Raw genomic sequence first — 25,810 nt, 5'->3', positions numbered from 1 at the left:
GCTATTCCGGCGCGGGATGGCTGGCCCCCGCCTCCGGACTCTCCGGGAGCAGATGCGACAGCACCATCACGCTGATCGTCTTCCGGATGAACGGCTCCTGGCGGATCCGCTCCAGCACCTCCTCGAAGTGCTCCACGTCCCGCGCCCGCACATGCAGCAGCGCGTCCGCGCCGCCGGTCACGGTCATCGCCGCGGTGATCTCCGGGTAGTCGCGCACGACCTCCGCGAGCCGCCGCGGCGGGGCCGCGCCCTCGCAGTACACCTCGACGTAGGCCTCCGTGCGCCAGCCCAGCGCCGACGGCTTCACCGTGGCCGTGAAACCGGTGATCACACCCGTTTCGCGCAGCCGGTCGACCCGCCGCTTGACCGCCGTGGCCGACAGCCCGATCGCCGTGCCGATCTCGGCGAAGGACGTCCTGGCGTTCGCCATCAACGCGGTGATGATCTTCCGGTCGAGTTCGTCGAACGGCGTGGACCTGCTGTTCATGCGGGCACTGTATCCAGCGGGAACGCCCACCCCCGGCACATGTACCAGACGTACGGATCGCCCCTACACTCCGGGTTCATGCTGCGCGCCCTGGCTGTCGACGACGAACGCCCCTCGCTGGAGGAACTGCTCTACCTGCTGCAGGCGGACCCCCGCGTCGGCAGCGCGGAGGGCGCCGGCGACGCGACCGAGGCGCTGCGCCGCATCAACCGCGCCCTGGAGTCCGGCCCCGGCGGCCCCGAGGCGATAGACGTCGTCTTCCTCGACATCCAGATGCCCGGCCTCGACGGCCTCGACCTGGCCCGGCTGCTCACCGGGTTCGCCCGGCCCCCGCTCGTCGTGTTCGTCACCGCCCACGAGGACTTCGCCGTCCAGGCCTTCGACCTCAAGGCCGTCGACTACGTCCTCAAGCCCGTCCGCAAGGAACGCCTCGCCGAGGCCGTCCGGCGCGCCGCCGAGCTGCGCGGCGCCGCCCCGCACATACCCGTGCACGAACCCGACCCCGACCACCTGCCCGTCGAGCTCGGCGGCGTGACCCGTTTCGTCGCCGTGGACGACATCACCCATGTCGAGGCCCAGGGCGACTACGCCCGGCTGCACACCGGCAAGGGCAGCCATCTGGTCCGCATCCCGCTGTCCACCCTGGAGGAGCGCTGGCGCTCCCGGGGCTTCGTCCGCATCCACCGCCGCCACCTCGTCGCCCTGCGCCACATCGGCGAACTCCGCCTGGACGCGGGCACCGTCAGCGTCCTCGTAGGCTCCGAGGAGCTCCAGGTCAGCCGGCGCCACACCCGCGAACTGCGCGACCTGCTCATGAGGAGGCCGTGACAGTGCCCCAGGACCACACCGAACGCCGCGTCGTCGTTACCGCCCCGCCCCGCCGCACAGGCCGGGCCTCCGGCTACTACCGCCCGCGCACCGAGATCGACGAACAGACCACCCTCGGCCACACCTACGTCCGCTCCCTGATGCGCACCCAGCTGCGCGCCGCCCTCACCGTGTTCGCCATCCTCGGGCTGCTCGTCGGCCCGCTGCCGCTGCTGTTCGCCGCGACACCCGGCACCGGCCGCCTCGAATGGGCCGTCCTCGGCTTCGGCCTCTACGCCCCGCTCGTCCTGCTCGCCCGCTGGTACGTCCGCCGCGCCGAGCGCAACGAACGCGACTTCGTACGCCTCGTCGAAGACCGCTGAAGCCGCACTCATGAACTCCAGCTACGCCATACCCGCCGTCGCCCTGGTCGTCGTCGCGACGGTCCTGGTCGGCGCCTTCGGCCTGCGCATCTCCCGCACCACCTCCGACTTCTACGTCGCCTCCCGCACCGTCGGCCCCCGCCTCAACGCGACCGCCATCAGCGGCGAGTACCTCTCCGCCGCCTCCTTCCTCGGCATAGCGGGACTCGTCCTGGTCCAGGGCCCCGAGATGCTCTGGTACCCGGTCGGCTACACCGCCGGCTATCTGGTCCTGCTGCTCTTCGTCGCCGCCCCGCTGCGCCGCTCCGGCGCCTATACCCTCCCCGACTTCGCCGAGGCCCGCCTCGCCTCCCAGGCGGTACGGCGGCTGGCCGGTGCCTTCGTCGTCGGCGTCGGCTGGCTCTATCTGCTGCCCCAGCTCCAGGGCGCCGGACTGACCCTGACCGTGCTGACCGGGGCGCCCGACTGGCTCGGCGGAGTGATCGTCGCCGTCGTCGTGACCGCCACCGTCGCGGCCGGCGGCATGCGCAGCATCACCTTCGTGCAGGCCTTCCAGTACTGGCTGAAGCTCACGGCTCTGCTCGTCCCCGCTCTCTTCCTGGTCCTCGCCTGGCAGAACGACGGAGCCCCGCGCCACGCCTTCGACGAACCGGCCACCTTCCGCGAGCAGCGCGTGGTCCGCGTGGACGACAGCATCGCCCTCACGCTCGACCGGCCGCTGGCCGTCACGGTGACCGGCACCGTGGACGGCCGGGCGCACACCGGCACCCGCCTCGAAATCCCCGCCGGTACCCACCACATCGAACACGGCACCCGGCTCACCTTCGCCGCGGGGACGACCGTCCCCGCGGCCGAGCGCAGCGGCGGCGGCGACCTGTCGCCCTCCCAGGACGAGGGCCGCGAGGAACGCCCGCTGTACGCCACGTACGGGCTGATCCTCGCCACGTTCCTCGGCACCATGGGCCTGCCGCACGTCGTGGTCCGCTTCTACACCAGCCCGCACGGCGTCGCCGCCCGCCGCACCACCGTCGTGGTCCTCGGCCTGATCGGCGCCTTCTACCTCCTGCCCCCCGTCTACGGAGCACTCGGCCGGCTCTACGCCCCCGAACTCACCCTCACCGGAGACCCGGACGCCGCCGTCCTGCTGCTGCCCGACCGCATGATCGGGGGAGTGGGCGGCGACCTGCTGGGCGCGCTGGTGGCGGGCGGTGCCTTCGCCGCCTTCCTGTCCACGGCCTCGGGGCTGACCATGGCGGTCGCGGGGGTCCTCACCCAGGACGTCCTGCCGTCCCGGGGCGTACGGCACTTCCGGCTCGGCACGGTCCTCGCCATGGCCGTGCCCCTCGCGGCGAGCGTCCTCGTCGGCGGGCTCCCGGTCGCCGACGCCGTCGGGCTCGCCTTCGCGGTGTCCGCCTCCTCGTTCTGCCCGCTGCTCGTCCTCGGCATCTGGTGGCGGCGGCTGACCCCGCCGGGCGCCGCCGCCGGGATGCTGGTCGGCGGCGGCTCCGCCCTGCTCGCCGTCGCCGCGACCATGGCGGGCTACCCGGGCCGGGGCGCGCTGCACGCCCTGCTCGCCTGGCCCGCCCTGTGGTCGGTACCGCTGAGCTTCCTCACCATGATCCTGGTCTCCCTGGCCACCCCCGGCCGGGTGCCCCCGGGCACGGCGGCCGTCCTGGCACGCTTCCACCTGCCCGAGGAACTGCGCACGGAGGTGAAGACGCCATGAGCGGATTCCTGGCCGGGCTGTGCGTCGCCGTGCTCCCGGTGCTGGCCGCCGGGGTGTGGCTGGGCCGTCGCACCGCACGGGGGGCCAAGAGCCTCGGCGGCCTCGGCACCCCCGTCGAGCACGCCACCTTCGAGACCCTGCACACCGCCTCCCTCGCCGCACCCCCGCTGCGGGCCGGACTGACCGAGGAGACCGCCCGCAAGTCCGCCCGCAAACTGCGCTCCCTGCTCGGCACGGACGCCCTCTGCCTCACGGACCGCGAGCAGGTCCTGGTCTGGGACGGCGACGGCGCCCACCACCGCGACCAGATCATGGAACGCCTCGGGGGTGCCCTGGACACCGGCCGGGGCGAGGCCTTCCGGCTCACCTGCGACATCCTCGACTGCTCGGTGCGCTGGGCGGTCGTCGCCCCGTTCACCGTCGACGACCGGGTGCACGGCGCCCTCGTCGCCTGCGCGCCCCGTGAGTCGGCGGTCCTGGTCCGGGCGGCCGGCGAGGTGGCCCGCTGGGTGTCCGTCCAGCTGGAGCTGGCCGACCTGGACCAGTCCCGCACCCGTCTCATCGAGGCCGAGATCAAGGCGCTGCGGGCCCAGATCTCCCCGCACTTCATCTTCAACTCGCTCGCGGTGATCGCCTCGTTCGTCCGCACCGACCCCGAGCGCGCCCGCGAACTGCTCCTGGAATTCGCCGACTTCACCCGCTACTCGTTCCGCAGGCACGGCGACTTCACCGCCCTCGCCGACGAACTCCACGCCATCGACCACTATCTGGCGCTCGTACGGGCACGCTTCGGCGACCGCCTCTCCGTCACCCTCCAGATCGCCCCGGAGGTGCTGCCCGTCGCCCTGCCCTTCCTCTGCCTCCAGCCGCTCGTGGAGAACGCCGTGAAGCACGGCCTGGAGGGCAAAGCTGACAAATGCCGCATCCAGATCACCGCCCAGGACGCGGGCGCCGAGGCGCTCGTCGTCATCGAGGACGACGGCGCCGGCATGGACCCCGACCTGCTGCGCCGCATCCTCGCCCGCGAGGTCAGCCCCTCGGGCGGCATAGGGCTCTCCAACGTCGACGACCGGCTCCGCCAGGTCTACGGCGACGACTACGGACTCGTGATCGAGACCGCTCCGGGCGCGGGCATGAAGATCACCGTCCGGATCCCGAAGTACCAGCCGGGCGTGCACTCGGGAGGCCGGCTGACCCGGGAGTGAGCCGTCAGGTGCTGCGAGCGGTCACCACCAGCCCGAGGGTGATCAGTCCCAGGACGACCCAGCCGAACCACAGCCAGCCGTTGCTTCCGAGCGCCACCGTGTAGGCCGTCACCATGACGAGGCCACCGAGTGTGAGCACTCCCATGGTCTTGGTCGAGTTTGAACCGTTCGTGGAACCGGGCATCGCAACACCCTCCTCGTGGTCCGATGCCTCCATGGTGCCTGGCGGATGCCCGGCGCGCACGGTCCTTGCGAGAGCCGGCTTCAGCGCCCCTGCGCGTTCAACGAGGCCAGATAGGCGTTGTACGCCTCCAGCTCCTTGTCCCCGTCGCGGTCTGCGGCCCGGTCCTTGCGCCGGGCCTGGCGCTGGTCGGAGGCGTACCACTGGAACAGCAGGGCGATCAGCACCAGCACGGACGGGATCTCGCTGAACGCCCAGGCGATGCCGCCCGCGGCGTTCTGGTCGGAGAGCGCCTCGATGCCGAGCGAGGCCGGCGGGTTCTTGAATGTCCCGACCATCGGCTCGGACGCCATCATCAGCGCGATACCGAAGAACGCGTGGAACGGCATGCCCGCGAACAGCTCCAGCATCCGCATCAGGTAGCCGGGGCGGTGCGGCCCCGGGTCCACGCCCATGATCGGCCAGAAGAAGACCAGACCGACGGCGAAGAAGTGCACCATCATCCCGATGTGCCCAGGCTTGGAGCCCATCAGGGTGTCGAAGAGCGGCGTGAAGTACAGCCCGTACAGGCTCGCGATGAACAGCGGGATCGTGAACGCCGGGTGCGTGATGATCCGCATGTACCGGCTGTGCAGGAACATCAGCAGCAGCTCGCGGGGGCCCTTGCGCCCGCGGCCCGCCGTCGGCAGTGCGCGCAGGGCCAGTGTGATCGGGGCGCCGAGCAGGACGAGGATCGGCGACACCATGCTGATCACCATGTGCTGCACCATGTGCACGCTGAACATGACCATGCCGTAGTCGTTCAGCCGGGTGCACATCATGAGAGCGATGGTCAGCACACCGATGACGAAGGCGACCGTCCGCCCCACGGGCCACTTGTCCCCGCGCCGCACCAGCCGCACGACACCCCAGCCGTACAGCCCCAGACCGACCAGGCAGGCGACGAGAAAGAACGGGTCGGCCGACCACTCCAGCCCTCGCCCCAGCGTGAACGGCGGCAGATCCATGGTCATGCCGTGCCCGCTGTGATCCATTCCGCCGGCTCCTGTTTCGTGGGGGTGTGCAGCAATCTGTCCGCCCACAAGAGTAGAACCGCCCCCGGTCGCGGCTACGACCGGGGGCGGAGCTCAGCCTCAGAGAACAGTCTCCGCCTCGGCATACCGCTCATCCGGCACGGTCTTCAGCGTCTTCACGGCCTCGGCCAGCGACACCATCACTATGTCGGTGCCCCGCAGCGCGGTCATCTGCCCGAACTCCCCGCGATGCACGGCCTCCACCGCATGCCACCCGAACCGCGTGGCCAGCACCCGGTCGTAGGCGGTAGGCGTACCACCCCGCTGGACATGCCCGAGAATGACGGGCCGGGCTTCCTTCCCCAGCCGCCCCTCCAGCTCCACGGACAGCTGCCGCGCGATCCCGGCGAACCGCTCGTGCCCGTAGATGTCCTTGCCGCCCTCGTCGAACTCCATGGTCCCGGCCCGGGGCTTCGCCCCCTCCGCCGCCACCACGATCGCGAAGCGCTTGCCGGCCTCGAACCGCTCGCCGACCCGCCGGGTCAGTTCCTCTATGTCGAAGGGACGTTCCGGGACGACGATGGCGTGCGCGCCGGCCGCCATGCCGGAGTGCAGCGCGATCCACCCGGTGTGCCGCCCCATGACCTCGACCACCAGAACCCGCTGGTGGGACTCCGCGGTGGTCTTCAGCCGGTCCAGGGCCTCGGTCGCCACCCCGACGGCCGTGTCGAAGCCGAAGGTGACGTCCGTGACCGCGATGTCGTTGTCGATGGTCTTCGGCACACCGACGACGGGCAGGCCGCTGTCGGACATCAGCCGGGCGGCCTTGAGGGTGCCCTCACCGCCGATGGGGATGATCGCGTCGAGGCCGAGTTCCTCGACATGGCCCTTGGCCCGCTCCACACCGTCCCGCAGATGGGAGGGCTGGACCCGGGAGGACCCGAGAATCGTGCCGCCGCGGGCGAGGATGCCACCCACCGCGTCGAGGTCGAGCTTGAGGTAGTCGCACTCCAGGAGGCCCTTCCAGCCGTCCCGGAAGCCGATGACCTCGTCGCCGTGGTCCACGACGGCGCGGTGTACGACGGACCGGATCACGGCGTTCAGGCCGGGGCAGTCGCCGCCGGACGTGAGGACACCAATACGCATAGCCCGAAATACCTTCTCAACGTGGGCCGGGGACCGGACCACGTTGTCCGGCTCGAATTCCCGCCACCCTAGCGTCAGGAAGGGGCGGGACCGAACCGCGCGTCCGCCTGCTGGACTACCCCGCTCACCTGTGCGGATGTGCCGTCAGACGGGCTGTTGACCAGCAGGTTGACGCGTACCTCGGGCAGGCTGCGACGCAGTGCCTACGCAGGCTGCTGAGCAGCCGCGATGCGCTCGTCGCGCAGTGCCTCGTACCAGCGGTCGTCGGTCGGCGGCAGCGCGTTGACGTCGAGCGCCAGCTTCAGCAGCAGATCCGCGATCAGCGGGTTGCGCGCGAGCACGGGGCCGTGCATGTACGTGCCGAAGACGGTGTCGTTGTACGCGCCCTCCGTGCCGTCGCCCGTGCCGTTGCCGTTGCCGAAGCGCACCTGGGCGAGCGGGCGGGCGGTGGGGCCCAGGTGGGTCACGCCCTGGTGGTTCTCGAAGCCGGTCAGCGGTGGCAGGCCGAGGCGCGGGTCGATGTCGCCGAGCACGTCACCGACGCACCGCTCGCCCTCGCCGCGCACCGACACCACGTCCAGCAGCCCGAGGCCGGGCTCGCGCTGGCCCAGGTCGTTGATGAACTCGTGGCCGAGGATCTGGTAGCCGGCGCAAACGGAGAACACGATGGCGCCGTTCTCCACGGCCCGCTGCAGACCGCCGTCCCGGCGCAGCCGCTCGGCCGCGAGCCGCTGCGGACGGTCCTCGCCGCCGCCGATCAGGTAGATGTCGCCGGAGGTCGGGATCGGCTGGTCGCTGCGCACGTCCAGCCGGGCCACGTCCAGGCCGCGCTGCTGGGCCCGGCGCTGCACGACGAGCACGTTGCCCTGGTCGCCGTAGGTGCTGAGCAGGTCGGGATAGATCCAGACGACCCGCAGTTGGTTGTCGCTCACAAAAGTCCCCTGACGTCTCGTGCTCAGTTGCCGACGCGGCGGCGCAGGTCCTGGAACGCCGTGTAGTTGGCGATGACCTCGATCCGGCCCGGCGGGCACGCCGCCACGGCCTGGTCGAGGTTCTCGTAGACCTGGAAGTGCTGGTCCGCGACCTCCAGCCGCACCGCGAGGTCCAGCCGCCGGTCGCCCACGACGCAGATCGGGTGACCGGTCAGGCGCGTGTAGTCGACGTCCCACAGCCAGGAGGTGTCGGTGCCGTCGGCGCCGCGCGCGTTCACGGAGAGGATCACCGGGGTCGGCGGCGGGTCGATCAGCGAGAAGGTCTCCAGCCAGCCGGCCGGGTTCTTCGCGAGCAGCAGCCGGAGGTCACGGCCCTGGAACTGGACGATGTCGTACCGCCCGGCCACCGCCTGCACCTGGTACATGCGCTCCAGCGCGACCTGCGGCGGCACCCCGAACACGGCGGCGACGGCGGCCGAGGAGGCGGCGTTGGCCTTGTTGGCGCGGCCGGGCAGCTGGAGGTGGATCGGCCAGGCCGAGCCGTGCGGGTCGAGCACGTGGTCGCCGGACAGCGCCCAGCTCGGCGTCGGACGGCGGAAGCCGCACTCACCGCAGAACCAGTCGTCGCCCGGGCGCTGCATCACGCCACCGCACGACGGGCAGGACCAGGCGTCGTCCTTCCACATCTGCCCGGCGGCGACCCAGATCACATTGGGGGAGGAGGACGCCGCCCACACCACCAGCGGGTCGTCGCAGTTGGCCACGACCACGGCCTTGGAACCCGCGAGTCCCTCCCGCCAGTTCTCGGCGAGCATCCGGGTCTCGGCGGCACGGTCGAGCTGGTCGCGGGAGAGGTTCAGCAGCGCGATGCACTTCGGTGCGGTGTCCCGGGCGACTCCGGCCAGGTACTTCTCGTCGACCTCGATCACGCCGTACCGCGCCTCCGAGCTGCCCGCGAGCGCCGAGGTGATGCCGGCCGGCATGTTGGCGCCGAGGGCGTTGGAGACGACCGGCCCGGCCGCCCGCAGGGCCTCGGCGATGAGCCGGGTGGTGGTGGTCTTGCCGTTCGTCGCCGAGACCAGGATCACGTCCAGGTTCTGCGCGAGCCGGGCGAGGAGGTCGGGGTCGAGCTTGAGCGCCACCCGGCCGCCGATCACCGAACCGCTGCCGCGCCCTGCGGCGCGGGATGCCGCTGCGACCGCCTTGCCCGCGGTCACGGCCAGCTTGGCCCGCGGCGAGAGCGGGTCCGAGTTGCCTGCCATCAGTTCTCGATCCTCCTTGCGTACGCGCCGCGCCTTGAAGCCTGACGGCCACGTGGTGTGGACCTCAGCCTATCGAGATCCATTAGCACTCCCGAACCGCGGCACTGTGGCGAACTCGTGTGGGAGGCGCGGACCGACAAGGACCTTACTCTTGCCGCCATGCGACTCAGCCCCATCCCCGGCGCCCACGGCCGCGTGAGACCCCTCACGCTGCACGGCGACCCGCTCTTGCACACGCCCTGCGCGGAGGTCACCGACTTCGGCCCCGAACTGGCCCGGCTCGTCGAGGATTTGTTCGCGACCATGTACGCCGCCCAGGGCGTCGGCCTGGCCGCCAACCAGGTCGGCGAGTCGCTGCGGGTCTTCGTCTACGACTGCCCGGACGACGAGGACGTCCGCCACCTGGGCCATGTGGTCAATCCGCGCCTGGTCGAGTCGGACGGAGTGGTGATCCGCGGCCCGGAGGGCTGTCTGTCCCTGCCGGGCCTGGAAGCGGGCACGGAACGTTACGACCACGCGGTGGTCGAGGGCTTCACGGTGACCGGAGACCCGGTCACCGTCCACGGCACGGGCTTCTTCGCCCGCTGCCTGCAACACGAGTGCGACCACGTGGAGGGCCGCATCTACGCGGACCATCTCAAGGGCTGGCGCCACCGCAAACTGATGCGCCAGGTGGCCCGGGCTTCATGGCGCCGAGCTGAGTAGGTTTTTAGGGGCGCGGGGCTGTGTCGATATGCGGCTCCGCCGCGTGGGCGCGAACAACCCCCACCGGCCCCCAGCCGAGACACGACGGTCAGAACCCCGGACCGCCGACCTTGTCCCCCGCAGCCGCAAGCCGCCCCCACAACAGATCAGCCAGACTCCGCACCAACTCCGCACGAGAACAGGGCCGTTCCCCCAGCCACCAATCCCCGGCGGCGTGCATCATGCCGACAATCCCATGCCCCCACACCCGCGCCAGCTGCTGCCCACCCGGCCCGAGATCCAGCCGGTCCTCGATGACCTGCGCGAGTTCCTCACCCATCCGCCGCAACAACGGCGCACTGTGCTTGCCGACATCGAACCCCTGATCACCCGGCTGGCTCCCCTCCGCCGGATGCATCAGAAACCGGTACACCTGAGGCCGCAGCTCGATCGCGGCGAGGTACGTGTCCAGCGTCGCCTCGACCCGCTCCCGCCGGTCCGCCGGCGCGTCGAGCGCCGCCCGCAGTGAGTCCAGCAACGCGTCCGTGTGCCGCTTGGCAAGGGCCGCGTAAAGTCCGCCCTTGTCGCCGAAGTGCCGATACAGAATCGGCTTGGTGATGCCCGCCTCCGCGGCGATCGCGTTCATCGAGGCCTGCGGGCCGTCGCGCAGCACCACCCGGTCGGCGGCCTCCAGCAGCTCGCGCCGCCGGCGGTCGGCGGACCGTTGCTGATCGGTCCGCTGCGTGGTGTCCATGTGCTCTCCCCACCCGTGCTGATTCGATGACGCCAGCGCAAACTAACACCCAAGCATGCACCGCACATCGAACGGGTGCCGACCGGTCGGTAGGAGTTGACTTCGACTACCCACCGGTAACAGGATGGTGTTACCGCAAGTAACATGCACGTGTGCCGCCGCTGGAGGGGACGACATGGCCGAGTTCACCATGGAGCTCAACGACGAACAGAAGGAGGTCCGGGACTGGCTGCACGGTTTCGCCGCCGATGTGATCCGCCCCGCGGCCGCCGAATGGGACGAGCGTGAGGAGACTCCCTGGCCGGTCATCCAGGAGGCCGCCAAGGTCGGCATCTACTCCCTGGACTTCTACGCCCAGCAGTACTTCGACCCCACCGGCCTCGGCATACCGATGGCGATGGAGGAGCTCTTCTGGGGCGACGCGGGCATCGCCCTGTCCATCGTCGGCACCGGCCTCGCCGCCGTCGGCGTCCTCGCCAACGGCACCGAGGAGCAGATCGGCACCTGGATCCCCCAGATGTACGGCGACGTCAACGATGTCAAGGTCGCCGCCTTCTGCTCCTCCGAGCCCGACGCCGGCTCCGACGTGGCCTCCATGCGGACGCGGGCCGTGTACGACGAGGCCAAGGACGAGTGGGTGCTCAACGGCACCAAGACCTGGGCGACCAACGGCGGCATCGCCAACGTCCATGTCGTGGTCGCGGTGGTCGACCCGGAGCTCGGCTCCAAGGGGCACGCGTCCTTCATCGTCCCGGCGGGCACACCGGGTCTGGCCCAGGGGCAGAAGTTCAAGAAGCACGGCATCCGCGCCTCGCACACCGCCGAGGTCGTCCTCGACAACGTGCGCGTTCCAGGCTCCTGCCTGCTCGGCGGCAAGGAGAAGCTGGACGAGCGGCTGGCCCGGGCCAGGGAGAAGGCCAAGCAGGGCGGAGAGCGTGTGAAGAACGCGGCGATGGCCACGTTCGAGGCTTCGCGACCGGCCGTCGGCGCCATGGCGGTCGGTACCGCCCGGGCCGCGTACGAGGTCGCCCTCGACTACGCGAAGACCCGTGAGCAGTTCGGCCGCCCGATCATCGACAACCAGGGCGTCGCCTTCCAGCTCGCCGACATGCGCACCTCCATCGACGCCGCCCGGCTCCTCGTCTGGCGTGCCTCCTGGATGGCGGTCAACGGCAAGCCGTTCACCGCCGCCGAGGGCTCGATGTCCAAGCTGTTCGCGAGCGAGACGGCCAAGAAGGTCACCGGCCAGGCGATCCAGATCCTGGGCGGCAACGGCTACACCAGGGAGTACCCGGTGGAGCGGATGCACCGCGATGCCGCGATCTACACGATCTTCGAGGGCACGAGCGAGATCCAGCGACTGGTCATCGCCCGCACCCTGGCCGGCACGCCCATCCGCTAACGATGCCTGAGCGGCGTCAGCTGTTCGATGTCGTACCGCGCCCGCAGCTCCGCGATCGCCGCGTGGTCCGGCGGGCCCCCGCTGCCCAGGATCTCCAGCAGTTCCTCGAAGTACCGCTCGTGATCCGGCGGCGGGCTCGCCTGGAAGAACATCTTCGCGGGTTCGCCCGTCGGGTTGGCGAACGCGTGCGGGCACCCCGGGGGTACGACGATCACCGTTCCCGGCGTCGCGCGCACCACCCGGTTGCCCGAAGTGGACTCCCACTTCTGCCAGTTGTCGGGGGTGCGGACACGCGGCTCGAAGGCGAGGACGTCCAGCTCGCCTTCGAGCACGTAGAACAACTCCTCGCTGCGGGTGTGCACATGGGCGCCGACGTCGAAGCCCGGCGGCACGACCACCTCGAAGGTGGAGGCCATGCGCGAGTGCGAGCCGGTCACCTTGAAGGTGACGTGCTGGGCGGGCGCCTGTACCACCCGGCCGTGGCCGGGTGGTACGAGCAGCCCTTCCGTCGACGTCATCGCCCGCTCACCACGTCACGGGCAGGGCCTCGGGCCCGCGGATCAGCGCGCCCTTCCTGAAGGGCACCTCTTCGGCGGGTACGGCGAGCCGCAGACCCGGAACGCCGTCGAGGAGCGCGTCGACCAGGAGCTCCGACTCCAGCCGGGCCAGCATGCCGCCCGGGCAGTAGTGGGGGCCGAAGCCGAAGGACACATGGGGGTTGGGGCTGCGCAGGAAGTCGATCGTCTCCGGGTCCGGGAAGACGTCGGGGTCGCGGTTCGCTGCCAGGTACGACACGTAGATCGCGTCGCCCGCCCGGATCGTCACGCCCTTGATCTCCACGTCCTCCAGGGCGATCCGCGACAGGCCGACCGCGTTGCGGTGGGGGATCCAGCGCAGCAGTTCGTCGATGGCCTGGGGGCGGATCTCCGGCTCGGCGCGCAGCCGGTCGGCCAGGTCGGGCCGGGTCAGCAGGACGTAGAACATCTGGCCGCTGTTGTTGGTGACCGCCTCGCCGCCGATCTGGAGGAGCACCGCGAGTCCCACCCCTTCCTCCAGGGTGATCTCGCCGCGGCCCAGGGCTGCGCCGAGCAGGGACGCGACGTCCTCGCCCTTGCTGCCCTCGCGTACGCCGATCAGATCGGCGAAGTAGGAGCTCATCTCCTGCTTGGCCTTCTCGCTGACCTCGGCGCCGTGCGAGGAGGACAGGATCAGCTGGGTCCAGGAGTGCATGTCCTGCCGGTCGGCGGCCGGGACGCCCATCAGCTCGCAGATCACCGCGATGGGGAACGGGCTGAGCACGGCCGCCGTGAGGTCGGCGGGCGGGCCGTCCTGGAGCATCTCGTCGACCAGTTCCGCCAGCATGCGGCGGGACCGCTCGCGCACCCGCTCCACCCCGCGCGCCGTGAACGCGGCGGCGACGCTGCGGCGCAGCCGGGTGTGGTCCGGCGGGTCCAGGAAGCCGACCGCGCCACGGGCCGGGATGAAGTGCGGTGCGAGCCGGGTGACCTGCCGGTCCATGACGGCCTCACGGCTGAAGCGCGGGTCGTTGGTCACCATCCGGGTGTCGTCGTAGCGGGTGACCAGCCAGGCCCAGCCGTCGCCGTTGGGCAGCTTGATGCGGGTGACCGGGCCCTCGTCCATCAGCTTGCGCAGGACCGGGTCGAAGTCCGTGCCGGACAGATCGAGCGCGGGCCAGTCGCGGACCGGGGGCAGCGTTTCGGTGATCGTCTCTTCGCTCATCTCACATCGTCTCGTCCGCGCGGTGCCAGCGGCCCACGGCCATCTCGGCGGTGATGCCGGGTCCGAACCCGGCGAGCAGCCCGCGTGCCCGGTGCTGGGCGCCGCCCTCCTCGAACAGCCGGCGCAGCGCGTCGAGGACGACACCGCTGGCGATGTTTCCGTACTCGGTGAGCGTGGCCCGGCTGAAGCGGAAGGCGTGCGGGTCGACCTTCAGGAAGGTGCTGAGGTCGTCGAGTATTCGGGGACCGCCCGCGTGGACTATGTAGAAGTCCAGGTCGGAGGCGTCCCAGCCATGGTCTCCCGCCAGTTCCTTCAGTGCCGGGGCGAGCGGCTCCATGGTGGCCGGTACCCGCTTGTCGAGCAGGAAGTGGAAGCCGGTGGCCCGCACGTCGTACATGATCCACTCTTCGGTCTTCGGGATCAGGTACGAGCCGTTGCGCTCCAGGCTGATGCCCTCGCCGCCCTGGCCGCGGACCACGGCGGCGGCGATACCGTCACCGAACAGGCCGTTGGACAGCAGCGAACCGACACCGATGTCGGTGGGCTGGTAGCACAGCGAGCAGAACTCGCAGGCCACGATCAGCGCGTTGGCCTCGGGGTAGGCCGTGCAGAAGTCGTGCGCCCGGTTGATCGCCGCGCCGCCGGCCGCGCAGCCCAGCTGGGCTATGGGCAGTTGCCGGGTGGTCGGGTCGAAGCCCATCTCGTTGATCAGCCAGGCGGTGAGCGAGGGCATCATGAAGCCCGTGCACGACACGTAGATGATCATGTCCACGTCGGTGGTGAGCAGCTCGGCGTGGTCGAGTGCCTCCTGGATGACGGCGGGCACCCGCGCTTTCGCCTCGGCTTCGTAGAGCTTGTTGCGGTCCTCGAACCCGGGGTGTTTCAGGGTCTCCTCGATGGGCTGGACGATGTGCCGCGTGCGTACGCCGGTGTTCTCGATCAGCCGGAGGGCCAGCGGCAGTTGGGGGTGATCGGCGTGGCGCTCACGCGCCAGCTCAAGCGTCTCCTCCATCGTGATCACGTGCTCTGGAACGGACACCGAGGGTCTGCACAAAGTCGCCATGAACCGTGCCTGCTTTCGCCTCCCGGAAGGCCCTTCGCCTCCCGGTCAGAAGGTGGTTCACCTCAGAGGGTGGTCCATCCACGATCACCCGGTGGGACGCCGAGTTCGCGTCGGACTGCTCCATTTCGGGGACCCCGTGCCAGGCTCGGGGAAGACCTGTCCCGAGACACCCACCGACGGAGGACGCGATGACGCGCACGGCCCGGGACCTGCTGCGGACGACCACCACCCGACTCGCCCCGGACCCGCGGTCCAACCCGTTGGTCCCCCGGATCGCCGATGGCACGGCCCCGCGCACCGCCCTCGCCGCCCTCGCCCTGGAACAGTCCTGGGTGATCCCCGCGGACCGCCGCGCGTTCCTCCATCTGGCCGAACGTTCCCTCGTCACCGCCCCCGAGGCCGCGGCCTTCTTCCGGAGCCTCGCGGAGGGCGAGGCACTTGCGGAGGAACTGCTGCCCTCGCTCGCGCAGGCGTGCGGCGTGGACGACGCGACGGCGGCGTCGTACGAACCGCTGGCCGGCTGCCAGGCCTACCCCGCGTACGTCGCCTGGCTGTCCCTGAACGGCTCACCGGCGGATGCCGTCCTGGCCCTGACGGCCAACTTCTCGGCGTGGGGCGGCTATTGCGCGACGATCTCCAAGGCCCTGCGGGCCCACTACGCCTTCACGGAAGAGGCCTGCGCCTTCTTCGACTTCTTCGCGGAGCCGTCACCCGAGCTGGACGAGAGGGCGGTGGCGGCGGTACAGACGGGCCTGGACACCGGCAGCCTCGACGAGCTCCGAGCCCACCAGTACGGCCGCCTGCTTCAGAAATACGAGGCGATGTTCTGGAACGCGTTGAGTGTGATCCCCTAGGGGCGCGGGGAACTGCGCGATCAACCCCCACACACCCGCAGCCGCCGGCTCAGGTCGCACCCCCACTGCTGTGCGCGATACAAGCCACATCAATCCGATCGGCCAGCTTCGCAAGCTCGATCGTCAACGCCGCGACCGTATCCTCGTCCAGCCCCGACTCCCCGCCCTCCACCAGCCGCACCCACCGACCTCCCAACGTCCGCAACAGCTTGCTGACATCCGCCGCAGCCACCTGCAAGGTCCCGTGGTCGTCGACGATCAACGGCAGAGTCACTTCGCGGTTCACAGACGGGATCGTAGCCCCGCAAGACTCACGCACCGTGCCAAACGGTCGTGATGTTGCAGAACTCCCGGATTCCGTGCCCGGACAGCTCACGGCCGTACCCGGACCGCTTCACCCCGCCGAACGGGAACCCCGGATGGGAGGCCGTCATCCCGTTGAAGAAGACACCGCCCGCCTCCAGATCCCGTACGAACCGGTCCACCTCGGCTTCGTCCCGCGTCCACACGTTCGAACTCAGCCCGAAGGGCGAGTCGTTCGCGATCAGAACGGCCTCGTCGAGGTCGGCCGCCCGGTACAGCGTGGCGACCGGACCGAACGCCTCCTCCCGGTGGATGCGCATCTCACGGGTGATCCCGGCGAGGATCGTCGGCGTGTAGTACCAGCCGGGCCCCTCAGGCCGTTCGCCACCGCACAGCACCTCCGCGCCGCCGCGCACCGCGTCGTCGACCAGTTCCTCCACATCGCGCAGTCCCTGCTCGCTGGAGAGCGGGCCGACGTCGGTGTCCTCGGCCGTGGGGTCGCCGACGTTCAGCGCCCTCATGCCCTCGGCGAAACGTTCGGCGAAGGCGTCGTAGACATCCGTGTGCACGATGAACCGCTTCGCGGCGATGCAGGACTGCCCGGTGTTCTGCACCCGCGCGGTCACCGCGACCTTCGCCGCCCGGTCGATGTCCGCGGAGGGCATGACGACGAACGGGTCGCTGCCGCCCAGCTCCAGCACGGTCTTCTTGATCATCTCGCCGGCGGTGGAGGCGACCGCGCGGCCCGCCGGCTCGCTGCCGGTGAGGGTGGCCGCCTTGACCCGCTCGTCGCGCAGGATCTCGTCGACCGCGCCGGAGCCGATCAGCAGGGTCTGGAAACAGCCCTCGGTGAAGCCCGCCCGGTGGAACAGGTCCTCCAGGTAGAGGGCGGTCTGCGGGACGTTCGAGGCGTGCTTGAGCAGGCCCACGTTCCCCGCCATCAGCGCGGGCGCCGCGAAGCGGATCACCTGCCACAGCGGGAAGTTCCACGGCATCACCGCCAGCACCGGACCCAGCGGCCGGTAGCGCACGCGTACGCGTGAGGCGCCCGAGTCCTTCACATCGGCGCCGGCGGGTTCCTCGTCGGCGAGCAGTTCCTCGGCGTGCTCGGCGTACCAGCGCATCGCCTTGGCGCACTTCGCGGCCTCCGCCCGGGCCTGCTGGATCGGCTTGCCCATCTCGGTGGTCATCACGCGGGCGATGTCCTGCTGGTCCTCTTCGAGGAGGTCGGCGGCCCTGTTCAGCAGCCGGGCGCGCTCGTCGAACGTCGACGTCCGATACGTGCGGAACGTGGCCTCGGCGAGCTGGAGCCGGCGCTCGATCTCCTCCTCGCCCATGGCCTCGTACGTCTTGAGCGTCTCGCCGTTCGCCGGGTTCACCGTTGCGATGGGCATGGCTGACCTCCCTCGGTGCGGGCTGTGTCTCGACCTTCCCGCGCGACGGAGGGGACCGCAACGCGGGAGCGTCTGCTCAGGCCGAGTGCTCCGCCAGGCGGTCGAGAAACGCCGCCTGCGCCTTGACGATCACCTCGCGGGCCCGGTCGAGGGCGAACCACGCCACCCGGTCCAGCTCGGGGAACTCCTGGAGCCGTCCCGACTTCGGCGGCCACTCCATCCGGAACGTGCCGGGCGTGATCGTCGCCGGGTCGAGGTCCGCCTCGACCGCCCAGGCTGTGACGATCTTGCCGCCCGTCTGCCGGACCTCGCCCAGGTCGATGGCCTCGCCGTCGGGCGGGGGCAGCCCCAGTTCCTCCTCGAACTCGCGGCGGGCGGCCGCCCAGGCGGACTCGTCGGGCTCGTACTCGCCCTTGGGAACGGTCCACGCTCCGGCGTCGCGCCGGGCGAAGAACGGGCCGCCCATATGGCCGAGCAGCACCTCCGGCCCGTCGTCGGTGTGGTGGAAGAGCAGCAGGCCCGCACTGCGCTTCACGGGCGCACCTCCGGATGCGCGGCCAGCAGCGTCTCCACGGTGTCGGCGTCCTCCGGGCGCTTGTCCTCCCGGTAGCGGATCACACGGGCGAAGCGGAGGGTGACGCCGGCCGGGTAGCGGGTGGAGCGTTGCAGGCCGTCGTAGGCGATCTCGACGACGAGTTCCGGGCGTACGGTCACGACGTAGCCGTCGTCGTCGACGGCGAGCTGCCGGAGCCGTTCGGTCTGCCAGGCCAGCAGCGCGTCGGTCATGCCCTTGAAGGTCTTGCCGAGCATGGCGAGGCCGCCGTCGGCGGTGCGGGCGCCGAGGTGGAGGTTGGAGAGCTTGCCGGTGCGGCGGCCGTGGCCCCACTCGGCGGCCAGCACCACCAGGTCGAGCGTGTGGACGGGCTTGACCTTCAGCCAGGACGCGCCGCGCCGGCCCGCGCTGTAGGAGGCGTCGAGCGCCTTGACGACGACGCCCTCATGGCCGCGCTTCAGGGTCTCGGCGAGGAACTCCTCGGCCGTGCCCACGTCGTCCGGGCCGGACATCGTCGTGCGCCGCACCCGCATCGGCTCGGGGACCAGCCTGGCCAGCTCAGCGTGCCGCTCGGCGAACGGCAGGTCGAGCAGGTCGCGGCCGTCGACGGACAGTGCGTCGAAGAAGACGGGGGAGACGGGGAGGGCGCGGGCCGCCGTCGCCACGTCCGTGCGGGAACCGACCCGACCGGCGGTCTCCTGGAACGATCGGGGGCGCCCGCCCTCGTCGAAGGAGATCACCTCCCCGTCCAGGATGAACCGCTCGCCCCGCAACTCCAGTGCGGCGGCCGTCACTTCGGGCAGCCGGTCGGTGATGTCGTCGAGGGTGCGGGTGTAGAGCCGTACCGCGCCGCCGTCCCGGTGCACCTGGACGCGGATGCCGTCCAGCTTCTCCTCGACCGCGCAGGCACCGAGCTTGTCCACCGCCTCGGCGACCGAGGAGGCGCTGTGCGCCAGCATCGGCCAGACCGGGCGGCCGACCGTGAGGCGGAAGCGGTCCAGGGCGGCGGGACCGTCCGCGAGCAGGGCCTCGGCCACCGCCTGGAGGGAGCCCGCCAGCATCACCGCCCGCCGTACGTCCGCCGGGGGCGCCCCGGTCGCCTGGGCCAGACCCTCGACCGCGACGGCGTCCAGCGCGCCCTGCCGTACCTCGCCGGTGAGCAGCCCGAGCAGGAACCGCTGCTCGTCCTCGGTGGCCGCGCCCATCAACTCTCCGACGAGACGGGCCCGTTCCGCCTGGGAGCCGGGGCCGGCGACCTTGCTCAGCTCCGCGAGCCGGGCGTCCACCTCCCGCACGGTCAGGCCTGGCTCGGCGGCCGGGGTGACGGGGCGGCTCAGCACCTTCCAGCCGACGCCGATCCGGCCCTGCGGCAGCCGTCCCGCGAGGTAGGGGATGACGATCGGCACGTCGTCCGCCTCCGCGTCCCGGAACAGCTCCGCGAGCAGAGCCGTCTTCCGGGACCGCGCCGAGGTGGCGGCGACCTCCTGGGACACTCGGGCCAGCCGGTGCAGCAGCATGCAGCCATGGTGCACCGGAGGCGGCCCCTCTACACCCGGGCGGCCGCGTCCAGATCCGTCATCAGCAGATCCCCGACGATCGCGGACGCCGCCCGGTAGCCGCCGCTCGCCGCGTGCACGACCTGCTCGCCGAAGCCGATCGCGTTGCCGGCGGCCCACACTCCGGGCACGGTCGTCAGGCCCGTCGGGTCGATCACGGGGTACGCGCCGAAGGGCGTCTCGTGCAGCTCTGCGCCGAGCTGTTCCAGCAGGCCGGTCTGCGGGACGGCGTGCGGGGCGACGAACAGCACGGAGCGGGCGAGCGTCGTGCCGTCGGCGAGCCGGACGCCGGTGAGCCGGTCGTCCTCGACCAGCAGCTCCGTGACCTCGCCGGGCACCACGTCGACCCCGGCCGCGGCGAGCCGGCGCAGATCCTCGTCGGACAGCTCCTCCTCGGCGACCGTGTGGAGGAAGAACCGCACGTCCTTCGACCACTGGGACACCATCAGCGCCTGGTGCACGCTCTTCGGGGACGTACCGAGCACGCCGAACGGCTGGTCGCGCACCTCCCAGCCGTGGCAGAACGGGCAGTGCAGCACGTCCCGGCCGAACCGCCCGGCCAGCCCGGGGACCGCGGGCAGCTCGTCCTTCAGCCCGGTCGCGACGACCAGCCGCCGGGCGCGCACGGTCCGCCCGCCGGCCAGCACCACGGCGAAGTCCTCACCCCGCTCGGCGGCGCCGTCCCCGCCCGGCTCCACCCGCACCACCCGGTCGCGCACGAGCTCCACGCCGTAGCGCGCGATCTCCTCCCGGCCGACGGCGAGGAACTCGGCGGGCGGCATGCCGTCCCGGGTCAGGAAGCCCTGCATGTGCGCGGCGGGCGCGTTGCGCGGCTCGCCCGCGTCGATGACCAGCGTGTGCTGCCGGGCCCTGCCCAGCACCAGCGCCGCCGACAGACCCGCGGCACCGCCACCGACGACCACGACTGCGTACTTCTCGGTCATGTGACCACCTCCGGCACCGAGCGTCGCCCCGGCGTTACGGGATTGACAAACATGTTTGCCGAATCTGCAATACGACCATGACTACGGACGAGGTACTCGCCGGCGTGGGCCCCCGGCTGCGGCAGATGCGCAAGGAGCGGGAGGTGACCCTGGCGGCGCTCTCCGAGACCACCGGCATCTCCGTCAGCACCCTGTCGCGCCTGGAGTCCGGACTGCGTAAGCCCAGTCTGGAACTGCTGCTGCCGATCGCGCGCGCCCACCAGGTGGCCCTGGACGAGCTGGTCGGTGCCCCGCCGACGGGCGATCCGCGCGTGCGGTCCAAGCCGATCACGATGGGCGGCCGCACCCTCTGGCCGCTCACCCGTCAGCCGGGCGGCCTCCAGGCCTACAAGGTGCTGGAGCCCCGGCGGAACGAGGAACCGGAGCCGCGCACCCACGAGGGCTACGAGTGGCTGTACGTGCTGTCCGGGAAGCTGCGCCTCGTGCTGGGTGAGCACGACGTGGTGCTCACGGCGGGGGAGGCGGCCGAGTTCGACACACGGGTGCCGCACTGGTTCGGGTCGGCGGGGGAGGGGCCCGCGGAGTTCCTCAGTCTGTTCGGTCCGCAGGGGGAACGGATGCACGTCAGGGCGCGGCCCAGGAAGTCGTGACCCACATGACTGTTCCCTGATCGGCAAGCGACCGCTTAGTATGCGAACCGACCCCGGTCAGACGAAGCAGTCCCGTGGAGGCACCGCATGCAGGCATGGCAAGTTCACGAGAACGGCGAGCCGAGCGAGGTGTTGCGCCTGGCGGACGTGGCGACGCCGGTGCCCGGCGACGGCCAGGTCCTGCTGAAGGTGCGCGCCGCGAACATCAACTTCCCCGACGCCCTGCTGTGCCGGGGCCAGTACCAGGTCAGGCCGCCGCTGCCGTTCACCCCGGGCGTGGAGATCTGCGGTGAGACCGAGGACGGCCGCCGGGTGATCGCCAACCCGGCGCTGCCCCACGGCGGCTTCGCCGAGTACGCCGTCGCCGATGCCGCCGCCCTGCTGCCCGCGCCGGACGCCCTGGACGACGCCGAGGCCGCGGCCCTGCACATCGGCTACCAGACCGGCTGGTTCGGACTGCACCGCCGGGCCGGTCTGGAGGCCGGCGAGACCCTGCTCGTCCACGCTGCCGCAGGAGGGGTCGGCAGCGCGGCCGTGCAGCTCGGGAAGGCCGCCGGCGCCACCGTCATCGGTGTCGTCGGCGGCCCCGGGAAAGCGGCCGTCGCCCGAGAGCTGGGCTGCGACGTCGTGATCGACCGGCGCGCCGAGGACGTCGTCGCCGCCGTCAAGGAGGCCACCGGCGGCCGGGGCGCCGACGTGGTCTACGACCCGGTCGGCGGCGAGGCCTACGCCCAGTCCGCCAAGGTCGTCGCCTTCGAGGGGCGCATCATCGTCGTCGGCTTCGCCGGCGGCACCATCCCCAGCCCGGCCCTGAACCACGCCCTGGTGAAGAACTACTCGATCATGGGCCTGCACTGGGGCCTCTACAACACCAAGAACCCGAAGCTGGTCCAGCACTGCCACGAGCAGCTCACCGAGCTGGCCGCCCGGGGCGCGATCAAGCCGCTGGTGAGCGAGCGCGTCCCGCTCCCGGGAGCGGCCGCCGCCGTGCAGAAGGTCGCGGACGGCCTGACCACCGGACGGGTCGCCGTCGTCATGGAGGAGGCAGCAGCATGACCAGCGCGGAGCAGCGCAGTGTGACCAGCGCCGACGAACTGCGCTCTCGTACTCGGGAGTTGCTGGCCGCGCACCCGCCGGCCTCGACCGACCGCCTGGACTTCCTCCGGGCCCGCTTCGACGCCGGCCTTGCATGGGTGCACTACCCGGAGGGCCTCGGCGGAGTCGGCGCGCCCCGCTCCCTCCAGGCCGTCGTGGACGCCGAGCTGGAGGCCGCCGGGGCGCCCGACAACGACCCGCGGCGGATCGGCATCGGCCTCGGGATGGCCGCGCCGACGATCCTCAAGTACGGCACCGAGGAGCAGAGGCAGCGGTTCCTCAGGCCCCTGTGGGTGGGCGAGGAGGTCTGGTGCCAGCTGTTCAGCGAGCCGGGCGCCGGGTCCGACCTCGCCGCGCTGCGCACACGGGCTGTGCGTGAAGGCGACAGCTGGGTGATCAACGGGCAGAAGGTCTGGACGTCCAGCGCCCATGTGGCCCGCTGGGCGATCCTCATCGCCCGCACCGACCCGGACGTGCCCAAGCACCGGGGTATCACGTACTTCGTCTGCGACATGACCGACCCGGGCGTCGAGGTGCGGCCGCTGCGGCAGGTCACCGGCGAGGCCGAGTTCAACGAGGTGTTCCTCACCGACGTCCGGATCCCGGACGCGCGCCGCCTCGGCGAGGTCGGCGACGGCTGGCGGGTCGCGCAGACCACGCTGAACAACGAACGCGTCGCCATCGGCGGCATGCGGCTGCCCCGTGAGGGCGGCATGATCGGACCGGTCTCCAAGACCTGGCGCGAGCGGCCCGAGCTGCGCACCCACGACCTGCATCAGCGTCTGCTGAAGCTCTGGGTCGAGGCCGAGGTCGCACGGCTCACCAGCGAACGGCTGCGCCAGCAGCTCGTCGTGGGCCAGCCCGGCCCCGAAGGCGCCGGCATGAAGCTCGCCTTCGCCCGCCTCAACCAGGAGATCAGCGGCCTGGACGTGGAACTCCTCGGCGAGGAGGGCCTGTTGTACGACGACTGGACCATGCGCCGCCCGGAACTGGTCGACTTCACCGGCCGCGAGGCCGGCTACCGCTATCTGCGCTCCAAGGGCAACAGCATCGAGGGCGGGACCACCGAGGTCCTGCTGAACATCGTCGCCGAGCGCGTCCTCGGCCTGCCCGCCGAACCGCGCACCGACAAGGACGTCGCCTGGAAGGACCTGGCCCGATGACGGATCTTCTCTACTCCGAGGAGGAAGAGGCGCTGCGGGCCGCCGTACGGGACCTGCTCGCCGACCACTGCGACGCGCCCGGTGTGATCGCCCGCACCGAGTCGGACACCCCGCACGACCGTGAGGCGTGGAAGGCGCTCGCCGATGGCATGGGCCTCGCGGGGCTCCTGGTGCCCGAGGCGAAGGGCGGCCAGGGCGCCACGCACCGCGAAGCCGCCGTCGTCCTGGAGGAGCTGGGCCGTGCGGTCGCTCCGGTGCCCTACCTGACCAGCGCCGTCGTCGCCACCGAGGCCCTGCTCGCCTGCGACGCCGACGACCTGCTCGCCGACCTGGCGTCCGGGCGGCGGATCGGCGCCCTCGCGGTCTCCCTCAGCGTCGCGCCGGGCACCGCCTACAAGGTGGTCCGGCACGAGGACGGCCGGCTGAGCGGTGAGCTGACCGGCATCGCGGACGCGGTCGTCGCCGATGTCCTGCTGGTGCCCGCCGACGACGGCGGCCTGTACGAGGTCGACGCCACGGCGGCGACGGTCACGCCCCAGGTGTCCCTGGACCTGACCCGGCCGCTGGCGACCGTCACGCTCGACGGGGTGCCGGGCCGTCTGCTGGGCGACGCCGAACCCGCCGTACGGCGGGCCCTGACCGCCGGAGCCGGACTGCTCGCCTCCGAACAGTTCGGGCTCGCCGACTGGGCGCTGACGGAGACCGTCCGCTACCTGAAGGAACGCAAGCAGTTCAACCGGCCCGTCGGCGGCTTCCAGGCACTCAAGCACCGGCTGGCCCAGCTGTGGCTGGAGGTCGTCAACCTCCGCGCGGCCGCCCGCAACGCCGCCGACGCGCTGGCCACGGGCGAGGACGTCGAGGTGGCCGTCACCGTCGCCCAGGCCTTCGCGGCACCCGTGGCCGTGCACGCCGCCGAGGAGGCACTGCAACTGCACGGCGGCATCGGCATGACATGGGAGCACCCGGCGCACCTGTACCTGAAGCGCGCGAAGGCGGACTCGATCGCCTACGGCACGGCGGGCGCCCATCGGGAGACGCTGGCGGGGCTGGTCGACCTCCAGGCTCCCTGACGTACACCTGGACGTACTTGTTCGACGCGAAGCTAAAGCCCGGGAAGCCCCGGGGAAAGCCCGTCCCACCCGGGGCGGGCTTTTTCGTGTGCCCCGCTCCGGTGAAGTGAACGGGGAGCGGCAGTCCGGCCAACTCCGTTCGCGGGCCTGCCTCTTGGATCGGCCGGGACCCATACTCACAGGGTTCCCGTACGGCACTTCCAGGGAGGCAGAGCATGGCCCTCACCACCCGTCGCAGAGCCCTCACCACCCTCGGCGCCGCCCTCGCGGGCTCGGTCGCCCTCCCCGCCGCCTCCGCGGCGGCCGGCGGGCGAGGGCACGGGCGCCGCCCGTTGTGGCGCGCCCACGCCCACAACGACTACGAGCACCCACGCCCCCTCTTCGACGCCCTCGACCACCGGTTCGGCAGCGTCGAGGCCGACATCTACCTCGTGGGCGACCAGTTGCTCGTCGCCCACGACCCGGAGGACCTCGACCCGTCCCGCACCCTCGAGTCCCTCTATCTCGACCCGCTCGCCGCCCGCGTCCGGGCCAACAAGGGCCGCGTGTACCGGGGGTACCGGGGCTCCCTGCAACTCCTCGTCGACATCAAGACCGAGGGCTCGTCGACGTATCTCGAGCTCGACCGCCATCTGCGGCGTTACCGCCACCTGTTCACGACCTACGCCCACGGCCGTGTCCTCCCCGGCCCGGTCACCGCCGTGATCTCCGGCGACCGCGCGGCGCGCGTCCCCATGGAGGCCCAGCGCGTCCGGCGCGCCTTCTACGACGGCCGCCTCGCCGACCTCGGCAGCCAGGCTCCGGCCTCCTTCGTCCCGCTGATCAGCGACAACTGGACGCTCAACTTCACCTGGCAGGGCGTGGGAGCGTTCCCGGATGCCGAGCGGGAGAAGCTGCGTGGCATCGTCCGGGCCGCGCACACGCGGGGGCAGAAGGTGCGGTTCTGGGCGACCCCGGATCTGGCCGGACCCGCCCGGGACGCGGTGTGGGCCGAACTGCTCGCCGCGGACGTCGACCACCTCAACACCGACGACCTCGCCGGACTGGAGGCGTTCCTGGACGCGCGCCGGGCGGCGTAGGACTTCACACGTTCGGCGGACAGGTCAGCCACCCGGACGAACCCTCCGCTACGCCACACTTACGGCCGAACGCCGTGAAACGGATAGGGCGGCGTGGCGGAGGAGTTGACGATGGCCATTTCCATCTCTGTGGTGCTGCTGCTCGTGATCCTTGCGGTGATCTTCCTGCGCAACGGCGGGCTGAAGGTCTCCCACGCGCTGGTCTGTCTGCTGCTCGGCTTCTATCTGGCCAGCACGAGCATCGCTCCCACCATCCACAGCGGCATCACGGCGACGGCGGAGATCGTCAGCAGCTTGAGGCCTTGAGGCCTTGAGGCCTTGAGGTCTGGAGGCCTTGAGGTCTGGAGGCCTTGAGGTCTGGAGG

Annotated in this window: 27 protein-coding genes and 1 pseudogene; 13 read left to right on the top strand and 15 right to left on the bottom strand. The window is 71.2% G+C overall.

Translation table 11 applies throughout. From position 1 onward, the window contains the following. Position 1: 1 nt before the first annotated feature. A complete protein-coding gene (locus ACWIF2_RS19850; RefSeq protein WP_184599229.1) occupies positions 2–487 on the bottom strand; it encodes an Lrp/AsnC family transcriptional regulator in 486 nt (161 codons plus the stop codon). Positions 488–565: 78 nt separating this feature from the next. On the opposite strand from ACWIF2_RS19850, the gene ACWIF2_RS19845 reads away from it, so the two are divergent. From ACWIF2_RS19845 to ACWIF2_RS19830, 4 genes are read left to right on the top strand one after another with little or no spacing between them, the layout of a single operon-like run. After that, positions 566–1,315 carry a LytR/AlgR family response regulator transcription factor gene (locus ACWIF2_RS19845; RefSeq protein WP_454361837.1) on the top strand — a complete coding sequence of 250 codons (750 nt, stop codon included), beginning with the start codon at positions 566–568 and terminating at the stop codon, positions 1,313–1,315. Between the two features lie 2 nt (positions 1,316–1,317). Continuing rightward, complete coding sequence (locus tag ACWIF2_RS19840; protein WP_193482339.1) at positions 1,318–1,677, top strand: hypothetical protein; 360 nt, start codon at positions 1,318–1,320, stop codon at positions 1,675–1,677. 10 nt (positions 1,678–1,687) lie between these two features. Continuing rightward, positions 1,688–3,403 carry a sodium/solute symporter gene (locus ACWIF2_RS19835; RefSeq protein ID WP_454361836.1) on the top strand — a complete coding sequence of 572 codons (1,716 nt, stop codon included), beginning with the start codon at positions 1,688–1,690 and terminating at the stop codon, positions 3,401–3,403. Then, positions 3,400–4,608, top strand: a complete 1,209-nt coding sequence (locus ACWIF2_RS19830; protein ID WP_454361835.1) for a sensor histidine kinase — start codon at positions 3,400–3,402, stop codon at positions 4,606–4,608. Before ACWIF2_RS19835 ends, ACWIF2_RS19830 begins: the two co-directional genes overlap by 4 nt. A 4-nt stretch (positions 4,609–4,612) precedes the next feature. Here the strand turns inward: ACWIF2_RS19830 and ACWIF2_RS19825 are convergent, their stop codons facing one another. The 5 genes from ACWIF2_RS19825 to ACWIF2_RS19805 form a co-directional block, all read right to left on the bottom strand. Further along, entirely contained in the window at positions 4,613–4,792 is a 180-nt protein-coding gene (locus tag ACWIF2_RS19825) for a hypothetical protein (RefSeq protein WP_382487339.1), read from the bottom strand. 80 nt (positions 4,793–4,872) lie between these two features. Beyond that, a complete protein-coding gene (locus tag ACWIF2_RS19820; protein WP_454361834.1) occupies positions 4,873–5,823 on the bottom strand; it encodes a cytochrome c oxidase assembly protein in 951 nt (316 codons plus the stop codon). A gap of 99 nt (positions 5,824–5,922) precedes the next feature. After that, positions 5,923–6,948: a 6-phosphofructokinase gene (locus ACWIF2_RS19815; RefSeq protein WP_358562284.1), complete on the bottom strand. Its 1,026-nt coding sequence runs from the start codon at positions 6,946–6,948 to the stop codon at positions 5,923–5,925. Positions 6,949–7,151: 203 nt separating this feature from the next. Next, the gene (locus tag ACWIF2_RS19810; RefSeq protein WP_193482222.1) at positions 7,152–7,880 is read right to left on the bottom strand and encodes a type 1 glutamine amidotransferase; all 729 of its coding nucleotides are present in this window, start codon (positions 7,878–7,880) and stop codon (positions 7,152–7,154) included. 23 nt (positions 7,881–7,903) lie between these two features. Further along, positions 7,904–9,142, bottom strand: a complete 1,239-nt coding sequence (locus ACWIF2_RS19805) for a MurT ligase domain-containing protein (protein WP_189724382.1) — start codon at positions 9,140–9,142, stop codon at positions 7,904–7,906. Positions 9,143–9,301: 159 nt separating this feature from the next. Here ACWIF2_RS19805 and def point away from each other — a divergent pair, with 159 nt between their 5' ends. Then, entirely contained in the window at positions 9,302–9,847 is a 546-nt protein-coding gene (def, locus tag ACWIF2_RS19800) for a peptide deformylase (RefSeq protein ID WP_454361833.1), read from the top strand. Between the two features lie 88 nt (positions 9,848–9,935). Here def and ACWIF2_RS19795 read toward each other — a convergent pair whose 3' ends face one another. Next, complete coding sequence (locus tag ACWIF2_RS19795; RefSeq protein ID WP_382487345.1) at positions 9,936–10,580, bottom strand: TetR family transcriptional regulator; 645 nt, start codon at positions 10,578–10,580, stop codon at positions 9,936–9,938. A 175-nt stretch (positions 10,581–10,755) separates the two neighbouring features. Here ACWIF2_RS19795 and ACWIF2_RS19790 point away from each other — a divergent pair, with 175 nt between their 5' ends. Beyond that, a complete protein-coding gene (locus tag ACWIF2_RS19790) occupies positions 10,756–11,982 on the top strand; it encodes an acyl-CoA dehydrogenase family protein (protein WP_454361832.1) in 1,227 nt (408 codons plus the stop codon). Here ACWIF2_RS19790 and ACWIF2_RS19785 read toward each other — a convergent pair. The 3 genes and pseudogenes from ACWIF2_RS19785 to ACWIF2_RS19775 form a co-directional block, all read right to left on the bottom strand. Then, positions 11,979–12,500 carry a cupin domain-containing protein gene (locus ACWIF2_RS19785; RefSeq protein ID WP_454361831.1) on the bottom strand — a complete coding sequence of 174 codons (522 nt, stop codon included), beginning with the start codon at positions 12,498–12,500 and terminating at the stop codon, positions 11,979–11,981. The two genes, ACWIF2_RS19790 and ACWIF2_RS19785, sit on opposite strands and share 4 nt — an antisense overlap. Before the next feature lie 7 nt (positions 12,501–12,507). Beyond that, a complete protein-coding gene (locus ACWIF2_RS19780) occupies positions 12,508–13,722 on the bottom strand; it encodes a cytochrome P450 (protein WP_454361830.1) in 1,215 nt (404 codons plus the stop codon). A gap of 1 nt (position 13,723) precedes the next feature. After that, positions 13,724–14,794 (bottom strand): annotated as a pseudogene (locus tag ACWIF2_RS19775) (type III polyketide synthase); the annotation flags it as partial. Between the two features lie 179 nt (positions 14,795–14,973). Between ACWIF2_RS19775 and ACWIF2_RS19770 the strand changes: the two are divergent. Beyond that, entirely contained in the window at positions 14,974–15,639 is a 666-nt protein-coding gene (locus tag ACWIF2_RS19770; protein WP_454361829.1) for a thiaminase II/PqqC family protein, read from the top strand. Positions 15,640–15,688: 49 nt separating this feature from the next. Here ACWIF2_RS19770 and ACWIF2_RS19765 read toward each other — a convergent pair whose 3' ends face one another. The 5 genes from ACWIF2_RS19765 to ACWIF2_RS19745 all read right to left on the bottom strand — a co-directional run bounded on the left by ACWIF2_RS19765 (position 15,689) and on the right by ACWIF2_RS19745 (position 20,389). Beyond that, positions 15,689–15,925: a DUF6213 family protein gene (locus ACWIF2_RS19765; RefSeq protein WP_454361828.1), complete on the bottom strand. Its 237-nt coding sequence runs from the start codon at positions 15,923–15,925 to the stop codon at positions 15,689–15,691. 25 nt (positions 15,926–15,950) lie between these two features. Next, positions 15,951–17,336: an NADP-dependent succinic semialdehyde dehydrogenase gene (locus tag ACWIF2_RS19760; RefSeq protein ID WP_454361827.1), complete on the bottom strand. Its 1,386-nt coding sequence runs from the start codon at positions 17,334–17,336 to the stop codon at positions 15,951–15,953. A gap of 76 nt (positions 17,337–17,412) precedes the next feature. Continuing rightward, a complete protein-coding gene (locus ACWIF2_RS19755; protein ID WP_454361826.1) occupies positions 17,413–17,871 on the bottom strand; it encodes an NUDIX domain-containing protein in 459 nt (152 codons plus the stop codon). Continuing rightward, positions 17,868–19,406, bottom strand: a complete 1,539-nt coding sequence (locus ACWIF2_RS19750; RefSeq protein ID WP_454361825.1) for an ATP-dependent DNA ligase — start codon at positions 19,404–19,406, stop codon at positions 17,868–17,870. Before ACWIF2_RS19750 ends, ACWIF2_RS19755 begins: the two co-directional genes overlap by 4 nt. A gap of 29 nt (positions 19,407–19,435) precedes the next feature. Beyond that, positions 19,436–20,389, bottom strand: a complete 954-nt coding sequence (locus tag ACWIF2_RS19745; protein ID WP_454361824.1) for an NAD(P)/FAD-dependent oxidoreductase — start codon at positions 20,387–20,389, stop codon at positions 19,436–19,438. A 77-nt stretch (positions 20,390–20,466) separates the two neighbouring features. On the opposite strand from ACWIF2_RS19745, the gene ACWIF2_RS19740 reads away from it, so the two are divergent. From ACWIF2_RS19740 to ACWIF2_RS19715, 6 genes are all read left to right on the top strand, one after another. Then, entirely contained in the window at positions 20,467–21,039 is a 573-nt protein-coding gene (locus ACWIF2_RS19740; protein ID WP_454361823.1) for a helix-turn-helix domain-containing protein, read from the top strand. 87 nt (positions 21,040–21,126) lie between these two features. After that, positions 21,127–22,095 (top strand): NADPH:quinone oxidoreductase family protein, encoded by a 969-nt coding sequence (locus tag ACWIF2_RS19735; RefSeq protein WP_454361822.1) that lies wholly within the window; start codon positions 21,127–21,129, stop codon positions 22,093–22,095. A gap of 20 nt (positions 22,096–22,115) precedes the next feature. Next, positions 22,116–23,297, top strand: a complete 1,182-nt coding sequence (locus ACWIF2_RS19730) for an acyl-CoA dehydrogenase family protein (protein WP_454361853.1) — start codon at positions 22,116–22,118, stop codon at positions 23,295–23,297. Further along, the gene (locus ACWIF2_RS19725) at positions 23,294–24,367 is read left to right on the top strand and encodes an acyl-CoA dehydrogenase family protein (RefSeq protein ID WP_454361820.1); all 1,074 of its coding nucleotides are present in this window, start codon (positions 23,294–23,296) and stop codon (positions 24,365–24,367) included. Before ACWIF2_RS19730 ends, ACWIF2_RS19725 begins: the two co-directional genes overlap by 4 nt. A gap of 215 nt (positions 24,368–24,582) precedes the next feature. Then, positions 24,583–25,446: a phosphatidylinositol-specific phospholipase C/glycerophosphodiester phosphodiesterase family protein gene (locus ACWIF2_RS19720; protein WP_454361818.1), complete on the top strand. Its 864-nt coding sequence runs from the start codon at positions 24,583–24,585 to the stop codon at positions 25,444–25,446. Positions 25,447–25,557: 111 nt separating this feature from the next. Then, positions 25,558–25,752 (top strand): hypothetical protein, encoded by a 195-nt coding sequence (locus ACWIF2_RS19715; RefSeq protein ID WP_189724366.1) that lies wholly within the window; start codon positions 25,558–25,560, stop codon positions 25,750–25,752. Positions 25,753–25,810 lie beyond the last annotated feature (58 nt).

It is taken from the genome of Streptomyces sp. NPDC055506 (assembly GCF_053643595.1).
The sequence above is the reverse complement of the archived record's forward strand: the minus strand, read 5'-3'. Positions and strand labels throughout refer to the sequence as shown.

What these genes read in the sequence shown, in the direction of transcription:
- ACWIF2_RS19805 (WP_189724382.1), bottom strand. Translation starts at nt 9,142, where the DNA reads ATGGCAGGCAACTCGGACCCGCTCTCGCCGCGGGCCAAGCTGGCCGTG.
- ACWIF2_RS19790 (WP_454361832.1), top strand. Translation starts at nt 10,756, where the DNA reads ATGGCCGAGTTCACCATGGAGCTCAACGACGAACAGAAGGAGGTCCGG.
- ACWIF2_RS19830 (WP_454361835.1), top strand. Translation starts at nt 3,400, where the DNA reads ATGAGCGGATTCCTGGCCGGGCTGTGCGTCGCCGTGCTCCCGGTGCTG.
- ACWIF2_RS19825 (WP_382487339.1), bottom strand. Translation starts at nt 4,792, where the DNA reads ATGCCCGGTTCCACGAACGGTTCAAACTCGACCAAGACCATGGGAGTG.
- ACWIF2_RS19835 (WP_454361836.1), top strand. Translation starts at nt 1,688, where the DNA reads ATGAACTCCAGCTACGCCATACCCGCCGTCGCCCTGGTCGTCGTCGCG.
- def (WP_454361833.1), top strand. Translation starts at nt 9,302, where the DNA reads ATGCGACTCAGCCCCATCCCCGGCGCCCACGGCCGCGTGAGACCCCTC.
- ACWIF2_RS19770 (WP_454361829.1), top strand. Translation starts at nt 14,974, where the DNA reads ATGACGCGCACGGCCCGGGACCTGCTGCGGACGACCACCACCCGACTC.
- ACWIF2_RS19745 (WP_454361824.1), bottom strand. Translation starts at nt 20,389, where the DNA reads ATGACCGAGAAGTACGCAGTCGTGGTCGTCGGTGGCGGTGCCGCGGGT.
- ACWIF2_RS19725 (WP_454361820.1), top strand. Translation starts at nt 23,294, where the DNA reads ATGACGGATCTTCTCTACTCCGAGGAGGAAGAGGCGCTGCGGGCCGCC.
- ACWIF2_RS19720 (WP_454361818.1), top strand. Translation starts at nt 24,583, where the DNA reads ATGGCCCTCACCACCCGTCGCAGAGCCCTCACCACCCTCGGCGCCGCC.
- ACWIF2_RS19820 (WP_454361834.1), bottom strand. Translation starts at nt 5,823, where the DNA reads ATGGATCACAGCGGGCACGGCATGACCATGGATCTGCCGCCGTTCACG.
- ACWIF2_RS19760 (WP_454361827.1), bottom strand. Translation starts at nt 17,336, where the DNA reads ATGCCCATCGCAACGGTGAACCCGGCGAACGGCGAGACGCTCAAGACG.
- ACWIF2_RS19850 (WP_184599229.1), bottom strand. Translation starts at nt 487, where the DNA reads ATGAACAGCAGGTCCACGCCGTTCGACGAACTCGACCGGAAGATCATC.
- ACWIF2_RS19795 (WP_382487345.1), bottom strand. Translation starts at nt 10,580, where the DNA reads ATGGACACCACGCAGCGGACCGATCAGCAACGGTCCGCCGACCGCCGG.
- ACWIF2_RS19785 (WP_454361831.1), bottom strand. Translation starts at nt 12,500, where the DNA reads ATGACGTCGACGGAAGGGCTGCTCGTACCACCCGGCCACGGCCGGGTG.
- ACWIF2_RS19740 (WP_454361823.1), top strand. Translation starts at nt 20,467, where the DNA reads ATGACTACGGACGAGGTACTCGCCGGCGTGGGCCCCCGGCTGCGGCAG.
- ACWIF2_RS19780 (WP_454361830.1), bottom strand. Translation starts at nt 13,722, where the DNA reads ATGAGCGAAGAGACGATCACCGAAACGCTGCCCCCGGTCCGCGACTGG.
- ACWIF2_RS19715 (WP_189724366.1), top strand. Translation starts at nt 25,558, where the DNA reads ATGGCCATTTCCATCTCTGTGGTGCTGCTGCTCGTGATCCTTGCGGTG.
- ACWIF2_RS19735 (WP_454361822.1), top strand. Translation starts at nt 21,127, where the DNA reads ATGCAGGCATGGCAAGTTCACGAGAACGGCGAGCCGAGCGAGGTGTTG.
- ACWIF2_RS19845 (WP_454361837.1), top strand. Translation starts at nt 566, where the DNA reads ATGCTGCGCGCCCTGGCTGTCGACGACGAACGCCCCTCGCTGGAGGAA.
- ACWIF2_RS19815 (WP_358562284.1), bottom strand. Translation starts at nt 6,948, where the DNA reads ATGCGTATTGGTGTCCTCACGTCCGGCGGCGACTGCCCCGGCCTGAAC.
- ACWIF2_RS19750 (WP_454361825.1), bottom strand. Translation starts at nt 19,406, where the DNA reads ATGCTGCTGCACCGGCTGGCCCGAGTGTCCCAGGAGGTCGCCGCCACC.